General features: G+C 45.0%; 19 protein-coding genes. All 19 read left to right on the top strand.

Annotated elements, in window-relative coordinates; genetic code table 11:
* Positions 1 to 71 precede the first annotated feature (71 nt).
* The 19 genes from ABVF09_RS05505 to minD all read left to right on the top strand — a co-directional run bounded on the left by ABVF09_RS05505 (position 72) and on the right by minD (position 16,543).
* On the top strand, positions 72 to 521 hold the full coding sequence (locus ABVF09_RS05505) for a type IV pilus modification PilV family protein (protein ID WP_371068740.1): 450 nt from the start codon (positions 72 to 74) through the stop codon (positions 519 to 521).
* Complete coding sequence (locus tag ABVF09_RS05500) at positions 511 to 924, top strand: prepilin-type N-terminal cleavage/methylation domain-containing protein (RefSeq protein ID WP_371068739.1); 414 nt, start codon at positions 511 to 513, stop codon at positions 922 to 924. The genes ABVF09_RS05505 and ABVF09_RS05500 overlap by 11 nt, the downstream gene beginning before the upstream one ends.
* A gap of 7 nt (positions 925 to 931) precedes the next feature.
* A complete protein-coding gene (locus ABVF09_RS05495) occupies positions 932 to 2,416 on the top strand; it encodes a pilus assembly PilX N-terminal domain-containing protein (RefSeq protein WP_371068738.1) in 1,485 nt (494 codons plus the stop codon).
* Positions 2,400 to 4,031 carry a GspE/PulE family protein gene (locus tag ABVF09_RS05490; protein WP_371068737.1) on the top strand — a complete coding sequence of 544 codons (1,632 nt, stop codon included), beginning with the start codon at positions 2,400 to 2,402 and terminating at the stop codon, positions 4,029 to 4,031. The genes ABVF09_RS05495 and ABVF09_RS05490 overlap by 17 nt, the downstream gene beginning before the upstream one ends.
* 12 nt (positions 4,032 to 4,043) lie before the next feature.
* Positions 4,044 to 5,078 carry a type IV pilus twitching motility protein PilT gene (locus ABVF09_RS05485; RefSeq protein ID WP_371068736.1) on the top strand — a complete coding sequence of 345 codons (1,035 nt, stop codon included), beginning with the start codon at positions 4,044 to 4,046 and terminating at the stop codon, positions 5,076 to 5,078.
* A gap of 6 nt (positions 5,079 to 5,084) precedes the next feature.
* Positions 5,085 to 6,287 carry a type II secretion system F family protein gene (locus ABVF09_RS05480; protein ID WP_026569803.1) on the top strand — a complete coding sequence of 401 codons (1,203 nt, stop codon included), beginning with the start codon at positions 5,085 to 5,087 and terminating at the stop codon, positions 6,285 to 6,287.
* A 151-nt stretch (positions 6,288 to 6,438) separates the two neighbouring features.
* Positions 6,439 to 6,804: a prepilin-type N-terminal cleavage/methylation domain-containing protein gene (locus ABVF09_RS05475; RefSeq protein WP_153464682.1), complete on the top strand. Its 366-nt coding sequence runs from the start codon at positions 6,439 to 6,441 to the stop codon at positions 6,802 to 6,804.
* A gap of 57 nt (positions 6,805 to 6,861) precedes the next feature.
* A complete protein-coding gene (locus tag ABVF09_RS05470) occupies positions 6,862 to 7,617 on the top strand; it encodes a prepilin peptidase (protein WP_026569804.1) in 756 nt (251 codons plus the stop codon).
* 12 nt (positions 7,618 to 7,629) lie between these two features.
* A complete protein-coding gene (gene pilM / locus ABVF09_RS05465; protein ID WP_026569805.1) occupies positions 7,630 to 8,586 on the top strand; it encodes a type IV pilus biogenesis protein PilM in 957 nt (318 codons plus the stop codon).
* Between the two features lie 25 nt (positions 8,587 to 8,611).
* The gene (locus ABVF09_RS05460; RefSeq protein ID WP_371068735.1) at positions 8,612 to 9,163 is read left to right on the top strand and encodes a PilN domain-containing protein; all 552 of its coding nucleotides are present in this window, start codon (positions 8,612 to 8,614) and stop codon (positions 9,161 to 9,163) included.
* Entirely contained in the window at positions 9,153 to 9,761 is a 609-nt protein-coding gene (locus tag ABVF09_RS05455; protein ID WP_371068734.1) for a hypothetical protein, read from the top strand. Before ABVF09_RS05460 ends, ABVF09_RS05455 begins: the two co-directional genes overlap by 11 nt.
* Before the next feature lie 138 nt (positions 9,762 to 9,899).
* Positions 9,900 to 10,814 carry a hypothetical protein gene (locus ABVF09_RS05450; RefSeq protein WP_026771113.1) on the top strand — a complete coding sequence of 305 codons (915 nt, stop codon included), beginning with the start codon at positions 9,900 to 9,902 and terminating at the stop codon, positions 10,812 to 10,814.
* Between the two features lie 168 nt (positions 10,815 to 10,982).
* The gene (locus ABVF09_RS05445) at positions 10,983 to 11,555 is read left to right on the top strand and encodes a Maf family protein (protein ID WP_026569809.1); all 573 of its coding nucleotides are present in this window, start codon (positions 10,983 to 10,985) and stop codon (positions 11,553 to 11,555) included.
* 33 nt (positions 11,556 to 11,588) lie between these two features.
* Positions 11,589 to 12,278 carry a RadC family protein gene (gene radC, locus ABVF09_RS05440; RefSeq protein WP_026569810.1) on the top strand — a complete coding sequence of 230 codons (690 nt, stop codon included), beginning with the start codon at positions 11,589 to 11,591 and terminating at the stop codon, positions 12,276 to 12,278.
* A 266-nt stretch (positions 12,279 to 12,544) separates the two neighbouring features.
* A complete protein-coding gene (locus tag ABVF09_RS05435; RefSeq protein WP_026569811.1) occupies positions 12,545 to 13,585 on the top strand; it encodes a rod shape-determining protein in 1,041 nt (346 codons plus the stop codon).
* Between the two features lie 14 nt (positions 13,586 to 13,599).
* Positions 13,600 to 14,460, top strand: coding sequence for a rod shape-determining protein MreC (gene mreC, locus ABVF09_RS05430; RefSeq protein ID WP_026569812.1), 861 nt, complete (start codon positions 13,600 to 13,602; stop codon positions 14,458 to 14,460).
* Positions 14,460 to 14,999: a rod shape-determining protein MreD gene (mreD, locus tag ABVF09_RS05425; RefSeq protein ID WP_051390397.1), complete on the top strand. Its 540-nt coding sequence runs from the start codon at positions 14,460 to 14,462 to the stop codon at positions 14,997 to 14,999. The genes mreC and mreD overlap by 1 nt, the downstream gene beginning before the upstream one ends.
* Before the next feature lie 64 nt (positions 15,000 to 15,063).
* Positions 15,064 to 15,750, top strand: a complete 687-nt coding sequence (gene minC, locus ABVF09_RS05420; protein WP_152525502.1) for a septum site-determining protein MinC — start codon at positions 15,064 to 15,066, stop codon at positions 15,748 to 15,750.
* The gene (gene minD, locus ABVF09_RS05415) at positions 15,743 to 16,543 is read left to right on the top strand and encodes a septum site-determining protein MinD (RefSeq protein ID WP_371068733.1); all 801 of its coding nucleotides are present in this window, start codon (positions 15,743 to 15,745) and stop codon (positions 16,541 to 16,543) included. Before minC ends, minD begins: the two co-directional genes overlap by 8 nt.
* Positions 16,544 to 16,723: the final 180 nt, after the last annotated feature.

Raw genomic sequence — 16,723 nt, 5'->3', positions numbered from 1 at the left:
AGCTTTTTTGTGGAAGCTTATCCTTTCCGGATTGATAGGGCCGGAATCACGAGGAATGAGGGGGAGTGTTTGTGACCAGGTGGAAGCAGCGGATTATGATGGAAGAAAACGGCATGACGCTTATTGAAGTAGTTGTTTCCATTGCAATATTATCAATCATCATTACGAGTTTTTTCGCTTTTTTTGCTCAGGCAGCCAAGACCAATAAAAATGCGGGCTCGATTGTTACCGCTACTTACGTGGCTGAAAGTTACATGGAAGAAGTTTATCAAATAAGTGTCGACTGTCCGGGGTACACTGAATGCAAAAATAAACTGGCCGACGAATATGGAGATGGAGCAGATAATCGGATCTTCACGGATACTTCGGATGGTTATCAGGTGAGGATAGAGCTGAAACCGTTGATTGAGGACAGTAATATCGGGAATGTGGTGGTCAAAGTCTATGAATCTGATATTTCCCAACTGGAAGCTCAAATGGAAACGACAATTGATTGGAAGGTGCAGCAAGATGACCAATAACAAAGGTTTTACGCTGGTAGAGTTACTGGCTGTACTGGCTTTGCTGGGTTTGATAATCACGCTTGCCGGCTCTGTTTCCTGGTTCGGGCAAAAACAATATACAAACCAGTTAGAGGAGACAAAACAGCAATCGGAAGTCAGGTTGGCCTTAAAGCAAATAACCAAGGACGTGCGTCAAGCCGATTCTTTAACGGTAACGAACAATCAACTGGAACTTGATGAGATTGTTTACCGGTTGGAAGATGGTCTGCTATTACGGGACGGGCGAATGGTTGCCGAGGGGATTGCCGATTTTCTAGTTGAGTCAACGGAACGAGGCACTGGTGTGAAGCTGAAAATAAAGGGTGCTGGTGACGCACATCAATTGTCCGAAGTATCAACCGTTCTGTATATCAGGGAGTAGGGATATTATGATACCGAGAAAAAAATGGAACGGAAAAGGTGAATGGAATAATCAGTCAGGGTCTGCTCTCATTTTCACGTTGATTGTACTCGTCATTCTTTCGGTGCTAGGGTTGAGCTTGCTCGGTGTGATAGTGAACCATACAAAGCTGAGCTCAAGTGAACGGAGCGATCAGTCAGCCTATTATATCGCTGAAGCAGGTGCTGCCTTGAAATATGCTGAAATCGAAACAGCGATCGAACGTTATTATGAGGAGGAAGAAGGGTCTGAAGCAGAAATAAGGGAACTGGTCCAAGCGGAACGGACATACAACAATTTTGAACAGGCGTACGGAAAACAGCCTGAAGCCATCGTGCAAATCGAGGTAGATTCGCCGGACGATGGACAAACCATCCAGTATAGACTTGTTTCCACTGGTACAATCGGCCAGCGTTCCAGAACGGTGGAACGCCCGTTCACCGTCAACTGGATTCCGAAAGACAGCGGAGGCGTCGATTTACCTGACGGGACAGCGGTATATACCAATACGAGTATCGATTTATCAGGTGGTGCGACAATCAAGGGAGGCATCAAAACGAATTCAGATCAGGATGGCTCCATCCGTCTTGATGGGGGAGCCACAGTGGAAGGAAACATCTATGTACCTTTTGGATCGGAAGACCGTGCACTTGATGCTCCGAAATGGATGCTTGATAACTTGCCAAGTCTTCAAGGACAAGCAAAAGGTTCGATGGAAATGCCTGAGTTTCCTGCATTTCCTGAATATCCGCAGGTAGATGACCGACGGTTGCAAGGTGGTGAAACAGGATACATCCAGGAAGGAAGGCTGAAAATCAGGGGCGGAGGAAATTATTCCCTGTCCTTGGAACGGAGCGCTTTTTTCAAAGAAATCAAAATCAGCAGTAACAATAAATTAACCATAGACTTGCATGGCAACAATCTTTCTATAGTCGTTGACCATTTAAATATAGAGAATGGCCACATTGAATTGAAGAACCCGGGTAAGCTGACGTTTTATGTTCGGGATAAAATCACGTTAGGTTCGGGGAGTACGTTGAATGGAGCAGGGGAGACAGGAATTGTCGGTGTATATTACAAAGGGTTGGATAAAGTGAGACTGGCCGGATCACAAGTGATAAAAGGCTCCCTTTTTGCGGAACGGGCTAATATCGAGTTAACGGGCGGCGGGGGCTTCACCGGACATATTTTCACTGGCGGCACAAGTGTAAAAGTTAATGGCGGAGCAAGGAGTGCTTACCTTATATATGCTCCAAATGCAGACTTCCATTTTACAGGAGGCGGCCAATTGAAAGGGATGGTTGTTTCCGACTCGCTGACCGGAGATGGGGGCGGCAGGATTGAGTATGAAGAATTCAATCTCGATGAGCTTCCGTTTGTTTCTGGCCGGACGTTGGATATAGAGGAAATCATCACCAAAGAACCAATCAGGGAAACGGACGAACAGGAGGAAGAACATGGCAATTCGCAATAAAAAGAAGCTGGGCGACTTATTGAAAGAGGCGGGAGTATTAACGGAAACGGAAATCGTAGAAACACTCGACCAAAAAAAACAAGGTCAGAAACTCGGGGATGCCTTATTGGAACACGGTTATATTACCGAGCAGCAGTTGCTTGAAGTATTGGAGCTGCAGCTTGGTATCCAAAGTGTGTCGTTATATCGCTATCCCATTGATCAAAAACTTACCGAGCTCGTGCCAAAGGAAATGGCACAGCGCAACGTGTTGATGCCTTTGAATTTGAGAGAAAATACCATGACAGTTGCGATGAATGACCCGATCGACTACTTTTCAATCGATGATTTAGAGTTGTCGACCGGGTTCGATGTCAAGCCGGTGATCGCTTCGAAGGATGATATTTTGCAGGCGATCAACAAGTATTACGATCTGGAGGATTTCACCCTGAAAGAAGATGAAGCGGACCTCGCTGATGACGCTCCTGCAGTCCGGTTAATGGATCAACTGCTTCAAACAGGGGTCCATTTAAAGGCGAGCGACATCCATATTGACCCGGCGGAAGACAGTCTATCGGTCCGGTATCGGGTCGACGGCGTATTGCATAAGGAAAGAACAATTCCGAAACGGTTGCAAAACTCGCTGACTGCCCGGGTGAAAATCATGGCTAACTTGAATATTACCGAGACGAGGCTTCCGCAGGATGGAAGAATCCGGGTTATTATCGACGAAAAGCCGATCGATTTACGGATTTCGATTTTGCCGACAGTTTTCGGAGAAAAAATCGTTATTCGGATCCTCGACCTTAACAATATTGTTAAAAAGCTAAATGATCTGGATTTCAGTGAAGAAAATCATCATGCTTATAACAAGCTTATTCAGCAGCCCTCCGGACTGATTCTATTGACAGGACCTACTGGGTCAGGAAAAACTTCTACTCTATATGCTTCAATCAATCAATTGAACCGGGAAGATGTCAATATCATCACAGTGGAAGATCCAGTGGAATATCAGTTGGAAGGAATCAACCAAGTGCAAGTGAATGCAAAAATCGGTCTCGACTTCGCCGCCGGACTCCGGTCGATACTACGACAGGATCCCAATATCATCATGGTAGGAGAAATCCGCGATACAGAAACTGCCGAAATAGCCGTCCGCTCATCCCTCACCGGACATATGGTGTTCAGCACCCTCCATACGAATAGTGCGATGGCTGCGATACCGAGACTGTTTGATATGAAAGTAGAACCATATTTGGTCGTATCGTCGCTATCCGGAATCATGGCACAGCGACTGGTAAAAAAACTGTGCAAGAACTGTAAAAGAAGCAGGGAATTGAATGAAATGGAAAAAGAAATTTTCCAAAGACATAACATTGCAATAGACAGGCTTTATGAAGGAAAAGGCTGTAACAGCTGTAGACAGACCGGATATAAAGGCAGGACAGCCATTCAGGAACTGCTCGTGATCGATGACGCTGTCCGGCAAATGATGATGGAAAACAGCACGATGTCCGAAATGAAAAAGTACTTGAAGCAGAGAGGCATGAAGTTTTTGATGGATGACGGTCTGGAAAAAGTGATGCAAGGAACCACCAGCCTGGAAGAAGTCTTACGTGTTGCAACTGAAGAGTAAGGGGGAATCAACATGAATCGATTGGATTCTTTATTGGAGGAAGCTTTTTCCCGAAATGCTTCTGATATTCATCTTACAGTAGGGACGTCGCCGGTTTTCCGTATCCATGGGGAGTTAAAGCCGTTCGGACAGGAAATGCTTACACCAGAGGATACGGAGAATATGGTCAAATCCGCGATAAATGACAAGTTATGGGATAGACTGCAGGAGAAGAGAGAAATAGATTTGTCTTATGGCCTACCTGGAATATCACGATTCAGGATGAACATTTTTCATCAACGGAATTGTCTTTCGCTTGCTATACGCGTCGTTCCCAAGGTCATTCCCACTCTGGAAGAGCTCCAACTGCCCGGGGTGATCAAAGAAATCGCTGCCAGCACCCAGGGACTGGTGCTGGTTACAGGGCCGACGGGAAGTGGCAAAAGCACGACACTTGCTGCCATGATTGATTATATGAACAAGACGATGCATAAACACATCATTACGTTGGAAGATCCGATTGAGTACTTACATTCCCACGGAAATTGCATTATTGACCAACGGGAAGTAGGATTCGACACGCAAAACTTCCAAAATGGTTTGCGTGCTTGCCTGCGGCAGGACCCAGACGTCATACTCGTCGGAGAAATGCGCGATTTGGAAACGATAGCGACCGCTATCACAGCCGCCGAGACCGGTCATCTTGTCCTCGGAACTTTGCATACGACCGATGCTTCCTCCACGATGGACAGAATCATCGACGTGTTTCCTTCCCATCAAAAGGGACAGATTCGTATACAACTGGCAAACGTACTGCAGGCGATCATTTCGCAGCGTTTGTTTCAGACCCCTGATAAGCAGGGGCGGAAAGCAGCAACAGAAATCTTGCGGAATACTGCAGCGATAAAGAATTTGATCCGAAACGAAAAGATGCACCAAATTCCGAATACCATGCAGGTGTCCCGCGAGCAAGGGATGCACACGATGACAATGGATATAAAAAAATTGCTGCGAACAAGAGAAATTTCCGAAGAACTCGCCCTTCCTTACCTCAAGGAAAGAGGGTGAGGCTGAATGGCGTATTACCGATACCGGGCGAGAAGCAAGGAAGGAAAGGCTAGGACGGGAAAAGTGAGTGCCGAATCGAAGCAGGAAGCACTGACTTACCTAAGGAGTCAGGGTGTGGTTGTTTATGATGTGGAAGAGCTCAACAGTTTCCTGTACAGAGATATTCATTTGGGACGACAGGTGAAAAACCGTGATTTCGTTTTGTTTTTGCGGCAATTCGCTACCTTGGTCGATGCAGGCATTTCACTGGTTGCTGCCACATCAATCCTGGCTGAACAGGCTGATAACAAATACCTGAAAGCAGCTCTGGAACACGTCAAACAAGATTTGGAGACAGGTGTCCCGTTAACTGATGCAATGGAGAAATATCCAAAAATATTTCCGGAATTATTGGTCAGTATGGTCCATGCAGGGGAAATCAGCGGCAGTCTGGACGACATTCTCGATAATATGGCGGCCTATTACGAGAAGCAATATAGGCTGAAACAGAAGATCGCTTCATCGCTTGCTTATCCATTGGCAGTAGGCGCGATTTCTATTTTGGTTTCCATTTTTCTGCTAGTTTTCATTGTTCCGATTTTTACGGAAATGTTTGCCTCTTTTGGAGAAGATATTCCTGCTTATACGGCAGCCGTATTAAAAATAAGTAGTTTGGCCCAAGGTTATTGGTGGGTAATAGTCATGTTGGCTGTTTTATTTTCCGTCCTCTACCCATACTTAAGCAAAAAGACTTATATCGCAGATCGGTTGGACCGTGCTAAACTAAAACTTCCGTTGTTCGGCAAGTTCTTACAAAAAGCTTTATTAGCCCGGATGACCCAGACGTTAAGCTCGCTTTTGGCCAGCTCGGTTCCGATTTTGCAGGCTATCAGTATTACTGAACGAGTAATCGGCAACAAGATGTTCAAGCAAGTGTTGAAAAGAAGTCGGGATGCTTTGGAAGAAGGGGAATCGTTGGCAGGCCCGATGAAAGAACACTGGGCTTTTCCGAAGCTGGTGACCCAAATGATCGCCGTCGGAGAAAGTTCAGGTTCTTTGGACAAAATGCTGAAAAAAGTCGCCGATTTTTACGAACAGGAGTTGGATGAGGCTTCTGATAAACTGAAATCGCTGATCGAACCGATCATGATCGTGTTTTTGGCTGTGATGGTCGGCGCCATCGTGTTGGCTATCATCATACCGATGTTTTCTATTTTTGAAAGTATTTAACAGAAAATATACGGATTCTAGTAAAAAGGTCCTGTTCAAAGCCGGTTTATATAGTATAATAGGGTTAGTTGAGAGAACAATGGGAGAACCGCCGGAAACCATGGTAGTCGCAGGCTTGTCGACAAAATACATAGTCAAGGAGGAATCATTGATGTTAAGAAGATTATGGAAGAAGTGCAAGGAAGAAAAAGGGTTTACGTTGGTCGAGTTGCTCGCAGTCATTGTTATTTTAGGAATCATCGCGGCCATCGCGGTGCCGGCTATCGGTGGAATAATCGGAAACACAGAGCATAAAGCGGATGAGGCAGAAATCGATATGATTATCGAGGCTGCCCGTATTGCTTATGCAGCCGAAGAATTCGAAACGGAAATTACAGTTGCTGATCTGGTAACCAAAAATTACCTGGAAGAGAAAGACGGTACGGAGCTCCCTACTGGTAAAGTTGTGTATAAGAGCAATCCAGGTGCAGATGAACAAAATTTCGAGTTTACACCAACCACCACTACTACGGAATAGAATGAAGAATACCGAGGGATCCCCGCTGAGGGATCTCTCTGCATATAGGAGAACATGATGACAATCTTTTACCTCTGTTATTTTTTCATCCTCGGATTGATTTTTGGCTCGTTTTTCAATGTTGTCGGCATGCGGGTCCCCAGGCAGCAGTTGTTCGCAAAGAATCGCTCCTATTGCCCGCATTGCGGTCATTCCTTAAAGTGGTATGAGCTGATTCCCGTCCTGTCCTATCTGTGGCAAAAGGGCCGCTGCCGTCATTGCCGCGGCTGCATTTCCCCGATATATCCTGTGACTGAGTCGGGAACCGGCCTGTTGTTTGCAGCATGCTTCTGGCATGTTGGATTTCAAGCAGAACTTTTAGTCGCCTTGCTATTAAGCTCGATGCTCGCCATCATACTGGTATCAGACTTGCGATATATGGAAATACCTGATCGTGTACTGTTATTTTTTTTGCCGCTTTTCTTAGCGGGAAGAATCATTAGTCCGCTTGATCCATGGTGGACAACAATCATTGGCGGTTTCACCGGGCTCGTGCTTCTCGCAGCCATCATCTTTGCCAGCCGTGGCGGAATGGGCGGCGGGGATATGAAACTATTCGGCGTATTGGGAATAGTACTGGGCTGGAAAAAAGTGTTGTTGGCATTTTTTATTTCGACGGTGTATGGAGCGGTGATCACGCTGATTTTACTTGCATTTAAACGGATAGAACGGGAAAAACCAGTTCCCTTCGGTCCTTTTATCGTACTCGGAAGCATTACGGTCTATTTCTTTGGTGATAAATTATTCAACTGGTACTTAACCTCATTTTTTTAAAGTAGGTGGATCATGTTTCAGAAAAATAAAAAGCAAGTCAATTTGATAATCAAAGATCGAGCGATTCGATACATGGTCACAAGTCAGCCGACGCTCACCGGGGTAGTCGATTATGGAGAGATACAGCTGGAAGCCGGAGTCATCATCGACGGGAAAATTTCTGAACCGGAAAGCTTTGCGTCTGTCTTGCGTATGCTTGTATCCAATAAAAAATGGAAAAATAACCGGCTATCTTTTTGTGTACCTGATGCTTCAGTAACCATCCGCGAGCATTTGGTACCAAAACAACTGAAAAAAGCGGAAATAAAAAGCTTTATCAAAATGGAATTAGAAGAAAACATCCGTCTCCCTTTTTCCGACCCGGTTTTTGACTTTGTCATCATAGGTGAAGAAAATGACCAAGTGAAGATACTATTATTTGCTTATCCGAAAGAACGGATAAATGAATATTTGTATGCTTTCAAGCAATCTGGGCTGGTACCGGTGGTGGCGGATCTTTCCTCTTTATCGCTGTATCGTCTTTATAACGAGCTCGACTATGCAGAGGAAGGCGATCATTTGCTGCTGGCACAGTGGGGAAGGGATGCAGCAGTGCTGACGGCTTTCAACGAAAACAAGCCCGTTTTCACCCGTCAAATTAAATCTGTCCTATCGCAGGATTCGTGGGAGTTAAACGAGGAATCGGAAGAGATAATCTGGCATGGAAGCCAGACAGAAATCGCCGAATCGATTGACGAACAGCTGACAATGCTGGAAAGGTTTTTAGATTTTTATCAGTATTCTGTAATGGACGGAGAGAAACAAATCAATAAACTGCTGCTTTGCGGCGATTTTCCTTTTTTGGAGGAAGTCGAGACTAACCTGAAGGAAAATTATCGGATGCCTATCATCATCCTGGATGATTTGGAAAAGAACATGCAGATGCCGGGAAAATTTGCTGATGTATTGGGATTATCGATAAAAAAGTGATGGTAAATCAAGGTGGGGACTGCCGATGACAATCGAAATCAATTTTATTGCACAACAAAAGAAAAAAAGTTTTGTTTCTCTTATTGCTGTCGTGATGCTTGTTTTTTTGTTTGCCTGTATCGGATTTCTTTATTGGCAGCATGCTTATTTAAATAGCCAGGTGGATGATATGCAAGTACAGTGGAAGAAAAACAATTCCTCACTCAGTGATCGGACGAGCAGTCACAATATTCAACGACAGCGGAAAGAACTGGCTGAACGGGTGGAAATAGTAGAGTCATCCTTGTTTTCGCCAAGGGCGTTAATGGAGGAAATGAACGGCCTTTTACCAGAAAGTGGTTATTTGTCAAATTTTGTTTATGATTCGATGGAAGGTGTGAAACTGACCATGGAATCCGACTCGCTCTCAGGAGCTGCTGCTTTTTCAGAAGCACTGACTAATCAGCCGTATGTCGAGGAGGCAAGTTTGGTCGATGTTTATCCCCAGAAAACGAAAGATGGACAAATCTATCAATCTAGTTTCCGATTCCAAGTGGATACAGCGAGATTCAAGGAGGTGATCAGTGGTGGCGGATAATCACCGTTTCCTTCCAGTGACAATCCTTGCAGCCTTCATTGCCATCGGGAGTTTTTATGCTATTGGTTATCATTTTTATGTAGCTCCGGCAAAAGATAAAAAGAACGAGCTGGAGGAAGAAATACGAATACAGGATCAGGCTTTGCGAAGTCTTGAGTCTGGAGCAAGTGGAGCGAACCTTCCAGAAGGAGCGGGCGCGTTGCAATCGAAGCTTCCGATTGACAAGGAAATGGACCAAATCCTTGTCACCTTAGAAGCTATAGCTGAATCTACTGGAGTAACGCTCAAAGAGCTGGTCGAAATTCAAGAAAGTGAAGAGAGCGCAGAAGGACAGAGAGAATCAGAGGCGATGGCGGAGATTGATAGCTTTGCCTATGAATTGCAAGGCAAATCGGAACAATACGAGGAAGTCGACAACTTTCTTCAACTGTTGGAAAAAGAGAATCGCCTTTTGCGAGTCAATCATTTGGAAATGGCAGGGGAGGAGAATGGAGTTGCTTTCACTGTACATATACAAGGTTTTTATGCCCCGGACCTGGAAGCTCTGTTGGAGGAAAGCATAGGAGAAGCCGAACCAACAACAGAAGAGGAAATTTAAAAATAATGACGGAATTTAATCAAAATGAGGGGCATTTGTAGAAAAGAGGAGAGTTGTCTTAGACAATTCTCCTCTTACTTTTTACCTTTCATATGCTAGAGTTGAAAGAAATTCTAGTAGAGAAACGGGGAAATTGGAGTGGACAAACATAAACCGATCACTGTACGAATCAATGACAACAAAAGGAAGCATGTCAACGCCAAACACGATGAATACCCGGAAGAAAGCAAGAAGACCATCCGTGAACAAGCCGCTGCTTTGGAGAAAAATTTACATGGTTCTGCAAGTCCGCTTTTCGAGAGCCCGATAGAAGAAGGTGCAAGTGAGTGGTATCAGAAAAAGCCACCTGCAAAAAGAAAGCTGCCCGGCATTTATAAGGTGTTTCTTTTTGCGGCATTTTCTGCGTTGGCGATTGGCCTGACATTGGGCTTTATTATGCTTCGAATGTTTGCCGGTATCGATGAATCAAGTGATCCGGGAACATTGCCATCGTCCTACACAAGCCCTGCAAATGACGGCACAGAAAAAGATGACACAGCTGAAAATGCCGGTGGCATGAAAGGAATGGAAGCCTTTGTCGTCCAGGGAGGGGTTTTTTCATCAAAAGAAAAAGCGGAGGCATGGCAGAAAAATTTCACGGAAGCAGATTTTCCTTCGATGGTATGGGAGCGTGAAGGACAGTACTATCTCTTTGCCGGAGTTGCCGACACTGAAGCCGCTGCCAAAAAAACAGCAGTAGAGATGACTGACAGTGAACTGGAAACCTATGTAAAACCTTGGCAGACAGCAGCCGTCAAAAGTGATTTCACAAAAGAGGAAGCAGAATGGCTGAAGCAGTTCCCGCAATTATGGCAAGACAGCGTGAGTGCTGGAGGAGAGATAAATGGCGAGGATTGGAACGATTGGTTGGGGTTGCTTCCGGAAGATGGTCCGGAATCGTTGCTGCAATTTCATGATAAGGCTAAAGAGCTGACAAACCAAGCCAAGGATTTGTCGATGAACGAGATACAGATTGAACTGCTTTCTCTGTGGAAAATGGCCGTCCAACTGTAATGGTTTACTTAACCCGGAAAGACGCTCGGAATCCCGGGAAACAATAGGGGGAATTCCTGTTTTTCCGTTGGTGGAGTTGTCCAAAATTGTTTTTTGTCTGCTTGAATGCAAGCTGTTTTCTCGGTTACAATAAACGTACTCAATACCTAACGGAAAGGACACTGAGAATTGAAGCTTATTTTAGCCTCCGGGTCACCGCGCAGAAAAAAACTACTGGAACAGGCGGGTTTGCAGTTTTTTGTAGAAGCACCCGATATAGACGAACGATCGGTTACCGCTGGTAATGCAAGAGAGCTGGTGGAAAAACTGGCCGTGATGAAAGGGGAAAAGCTGAATCCTGCCGAAGAAGAGGTGGTGCTCAGTGCCGACACGGTAGTCAGCTTGCATGGACGGATTCTCACCAAGCCAGATAGCCGGGAAAAAGCATTCTCCATGCTTTCAGATTTGAACGGAGAAACACACCAAGTACATACTGGAGTTTCTATTCGTTCGCAGGGTAAATCTATCGTTTTTTCTGTCGCAACCAAGGTCACCTTTTGGGAAATGACCGATGAAAAACTGGATACTTATATCGACACCGGCGAACCTTTCGACAAGGCTGGTGGTTATGGCATCCAGGGAAAGGGCTCGTTATTGGTCCGGGAAATTCATGGTGATTATTTCAATGTGGTCGGCCTGCCGCTGTCTAAGGTGGTCCGCGAGCTTGAGCATTTTGGCATTGTCCCATCTTCCTCCGGGTAATTGAGGTTTATCTAAAAGGGGCTGATAAATGCTATGGTGCAAGCGGATGTTACGTTGAAACATGTTCCCAAGCAGGATAGACCAAGGGAACGACTGATTGAAAAAGGACCGGCGACATTATCGAACCAGGATTTACTTGCCATATTGCTTGGTACTGGTACGAAGGATGAATCGGTCACCACGCTTTCTCAACGTGTGTTTATGCATTTTGAGGGGCTTGATTTACTGAAGGACGCTACGATTGAAGAATTGACTGCAATCAGGGGAATCGGCACAGCCAAGGGAGTTTTGATTCTGGCTGCGATTGAATTCGGTAAACGCCTCCACCGTTTTCGACCGGACGAACGGTATGTCATCCGCAGTCCGGAAGACGGAGCAGATTATATTATGGAAGAAATGAGAAACCTCAATCAAGAACATTTTGTTGTAATTTTTTTAAACACCAAAAATCAAATCCTCCACAGACAGACGATCTTCATAGGCAGCTTGAATGCTTCGATCGTCCATCCGAGAGAAGTGTTTCGCGAAGCGGTAAAACGCTCTGCTGCTTCTATTATCTGTGCACATAACCACCCATCCGGCGATCCATCCCCTTCTCAGGAAGATATCCATGTTACCAAGCGTTTGTCCGAGTGTGGCAAGATGATCGGCATCGAACTTTTAGATCATATAGTGATCGGCGACCGTAAATTTGTCTCATTGAAAGAAAAAGGGTATCTGTAACACTATCTATTTTTAATTTTTTTTCGTATAATTATATAGGCGGATGATACAGTCAGCGCCATGCTCGGGATTCTTTCCAGGGTTTGGCGCTTCTTCTCATGCAGCTTTCTGCATTGAAGATGGATGGCAAGTGTCCGCCCGAACAGGAAATCCGTCATTGGAACTGCAATGGGATTAATTGCAAGTTATGTCGGTAATCGATATAGTAAAACATACAAAAGAATGTAATGACAAGATTATGAGATGTGTTGGAAAGGGAGATTTTTTTGGGAAGATTCAGTTTATCACAAGACTTAGGTATAGATTTAGGAACGGCGAACACGCTGGTATTCGTCAAAGGCAAGGGTGTTGTCGTAAGGGAGCCGTCTGTTGTAGCCAAAAACACAGCGACTGGTGAAATAGAAGCAGTTGGCAGTTCTGCACGAAATATGATCGGAAGGACGCCGGGTAACATTTCCGTCATACGTCCGATGAAAGACGGAGTTATTGCGGATTACGACACGACTGCTGTCATGATGAAATACTACATCAAAAAAGCGCAAAAAACCCGGTCTGCTTTTGCCCGCAAGCCGAATGTCATGGTTTGTGTGCCTTCAGGAATCACGATGGTCGAGGAAAGGGCGGTCATCGATGCTACGAAACAAGCAGGCGCCAAAGATGCATTTCCGATTGCAGAACCTTTTGCTGCTGCGATAGGTGCCGGCTTGCCTGTATGGGAGCCTACTGGAAGCATGATTGTCGACATCGGTGGAGGCACTACAGAAGTCGCTATCATTTCACTCGGCGGTATTGTGACCAGTCAATCTATCAGAACAGCAGGCGATGATATGGACGATGCAATCATTCAATATATTCGCAAGCAATACAATCTGATGATCGGTGAACGCTCGGCGGAATCCATCAAAATGGATATCGGATCCGCAGGTAGTCCGTCCGAAGTAGAAGAGATGGATATCCGTGGGAGGGACCTGTTGACAGGCCTGCCGAAAACCATCACCATCACATCGGATGAAATTTCTTCATCTCTGCAAGATACGGTATCTTCCATTGTCGAAGCAGTCAAAAATACGCTGGAAAAAACACCTCCAGAGCTTGCGGCAGACATTATGGACCGGGGAATTGTCCTGTCAGGAGGCGGCGCACTGCTTAAAGGGCTGGATGATGTCATCAGCGAGGAAACAAAAATGCCGGTATTTGTTGCGGAAGAACCGTTGGACAGTGTAGCTATTGGCACAGGGAAAGCATTGGAGTACATCCATCACTTTACCTCCCAACCTAACGTATCCAGTCGATCCTCGATGAAGTAAGTAGGTGTTAATTGATGTCTTTTTTTAGAAGAACACGGTTGTTCATCATTTTAATTGGTTTTATTGTACTGGTTGCCTTGATCGGATACTCTATGAGTGATCGGAGCAATCTTACAGTGGGTGAGGAGTTCTTGAAAGATACGGTCGGATGGCTTCAGGGAGTGGTCCACCGGCCGGCAGAGTTCACCAGCAATATTTTTTCCAATATTGATGAAATCAAACATACGTATGAAGAAAACCAACTATTGAAGGAGCGGCTGGCCGATCATAAGTCACTGCTCTATGAGATACAGGAACTGAAACAGGATAACGAAGAGTTACGGCAGATACTGGACAAAACCGAGTCCATTTCTGATTATGAACCGATTCAGGCCTCTGTAAGGAGCCAAAGTCCAGAACCTTTTTTCAAGGAAGTAACCATCAATAAAGGGGAACAGGATGGCGTCAAAAAGAATATGGCAGTTATTACAGGCCAAGGTATGGTCGGCAAAATTAAATCAGCTGCCGAATTTTCTTCCACTGTCCAATTGCTTAGAGGCTTTGACGGAACCAACAGGATTTCTGTAACAGTTTCCCAAGAGGACAAAGAGGACGAGTCTGGGTTTGTCATTGGTTACGATGAAGAAAAAGAAGCATTGATGTTAAAGCTCAATTCCTATGAATCTGAAGTCGAAGAAGGTGCCTTAGTCGTTTCATCCGGTATGGGCGGGGTATTCATCCGCGGTCTGGAAATCGGGACGGTTAAAGAAGTCACTCCGGACAAATACGGTCTTACCCAAATGGCTTATGTCACTCCTGCAGCCGATGTCGATAACATGGATCATGTGATCGTCGTCAATGCAGCTGAAGGGAATCAGCAGGAGGAGGAAGAATAATGGCGAAATTCTACCTTCCTCTTTTTCTTTTACTTCTGTTGGTACTCGAGGGCGTGGCGGTCGACTTTCTTCCGAACAGCCTGGTGACCGGCCGCTGGATGATCGCTGCACATTGGGTATTGTTGTATTTGGTGTTAATCAGTATTTTTTACGACCTGGAAAATACATACGTATCGGTGCTGTATGCCATTGTCTTCGGTTTGATGATTGATATCGTTTATACTAGCGTCTTAGGCGTTTACATGTTTATCTATCCTTTAGTCGTTTATGGAATCCATGGTCTGAAAAAATTGCTTCATACCAATTTTTTGGTGGCGGTGGTTCTTGCCGCCCTGGCAGTTGTTCTGGCAGATACTGGTGTCTATATAGTATACTCCTTTATTGGTTTGACCGAGCTGCCTTGGCAGGATTATTTCTATATTCGTCTGATTCCGACTCTTCTGGCCAATCTGTTGCTTTTAATCCTAATTTACCCATTGACAAAAGCGAAGTTGTCCAAATGGTCAACGGAGCGTTTCAACACTTCTGGGAAGTTTTGAGATTTAACGGAATGTTCTATCTCCTGAAAAAGATATAAATATAAAAGGCTTGAGGTGAATGATCGTGGCAGGCAGCAAGCAATTAATAACGATAAAAGGAACTCGGGATGGTCTTACCCTGTATATTGATGATTCATGCTCATTCAGTGAAATGCTAACCGAACTCGAAGCAACCCTGTCCACTAATCATGTGGCAGAAGATGAGCCGATGATCACTGTTACCATTCAGCTGGGGAACCGTTATTTACACGAAAATCAAGAAGAACAACTGCGCGAGTTGATCCGCAGTAAAAATAAATTAGTCGTTCAATCGATCGAATCAAATGTCATTCCGAAAAAACAGGCGCTGGATTGGCTCGAGGATAGTGAAGTCAAGGTGGTCAACAAGGTAGTCCGTTCTGGACAGGTAATCGAGGTCCAGGGGGATATGTTGCTGATCGGTGATGTGAATCCTGGCGGAAAAATCATGGCTAGCGGGAATATTTTCGTGATGGGGAATTTGCGGGGAGTCGCCCATGCAGGAGTTCCCAACAATCGGGAAGCGGTGATTGCCGCTGCATATATGAAGCCAACCCAGCTGCGGATAGCTGATTATATCAGTCGTTCCCCAGATTATGAAACAGAAGGCGTTTATATGGAATGCGGAATCATCGATCATGAGCAAGAAAAAATCATTATCGACCGTCTACAGATTTTGGCACGTAAACGACCTGATATAAACGGGTTTGAAAGGAGAATGATACATGGGTGAAGCAATCGTAATTACTTCAGGTAAGGGCGGCGTCGGCAAAACCACCACAACTGCCAATATAGGTACTGCGCTCGCGTTGATGGAGAAAAAAGTTTGTCTGATTGATACAGACATCGGGCTCCGTAATTTAGATGTTGTCATGGGGCTTGAAAACCGGATAATTTATGATATCGTCGATGTTATCCAGAAGCGCTGTAAATTGAAACAGGCATTGATCAAAGATAAACGATTTGATTGTTTGTATCTGCTTCCTGCAGCCCAGACGAGTGATAAATCGGATCTTACTCCCGAGGGGATGGAAGCGATTGTTGCTGAATTGAAACAAGAATATGATTATATTTTAATAGATTGTCCAGCTGGCATTGAACAGGGTTATAAAAATGCGGTTGCCGGTGCCGATAAAGCAATTGTCGTCACGACACCGGAAAAATCAAGCGTGCGGGATGCAGACCGGATCATCGGGTTGTTGGAAAAAGAAGAAAAAGTGGAACCGCCCCATTTGATTGTTAACCGTATCCGGAATCATATGGTTAAAAATGGCGATATGCTGGATGTGGATGAAATCGTTCAAATTTTGTCGATTGAATTACTGGGGATAGTTGCGGATGATGATGAAGTGATCAAAGCTTCCAATCATGGTGAACCCGTTGCTTTTCACCCGAATACAAAAGCCTCCCTGGCTTATCGAAACATCGCCCGCCGGATTCTTGGCGAAACGGTACCTCTATTGTCACTGGAAGAAGAAAAAGGCATGTTCGCCAAAATGAAAAAATTCTTGGGAATTCGCTCCTGAAGCTGATATGTTTGTTACCAATCTCTCAACCTGCCGATGACAGGTTGAGAGATTTTTTGTGGGGTAATGCATTATTGGCAGGAATACACTCGGTTCTAATCTTGAGACGTCGGCTGGCTGTACCGAGAGCCCACTATGTTTTCCGCAACCGGTGAACAGCCTTCGAAGCCGTACTTGTCA

This window comes from Sediminibacillus sp. JSM 1682029 (assembly GCF_041366435.1).
GTDB lineage: Bacteria > Bacillota > Bacilli > Bacillales > Amphibacillaceae > Sediminibacillus > Sediminibacillus terrae.
Note: the sequence above shows the minus strand (reverse complement) of the source record. Positions and strands in the feature narration are given on the sequence as shown.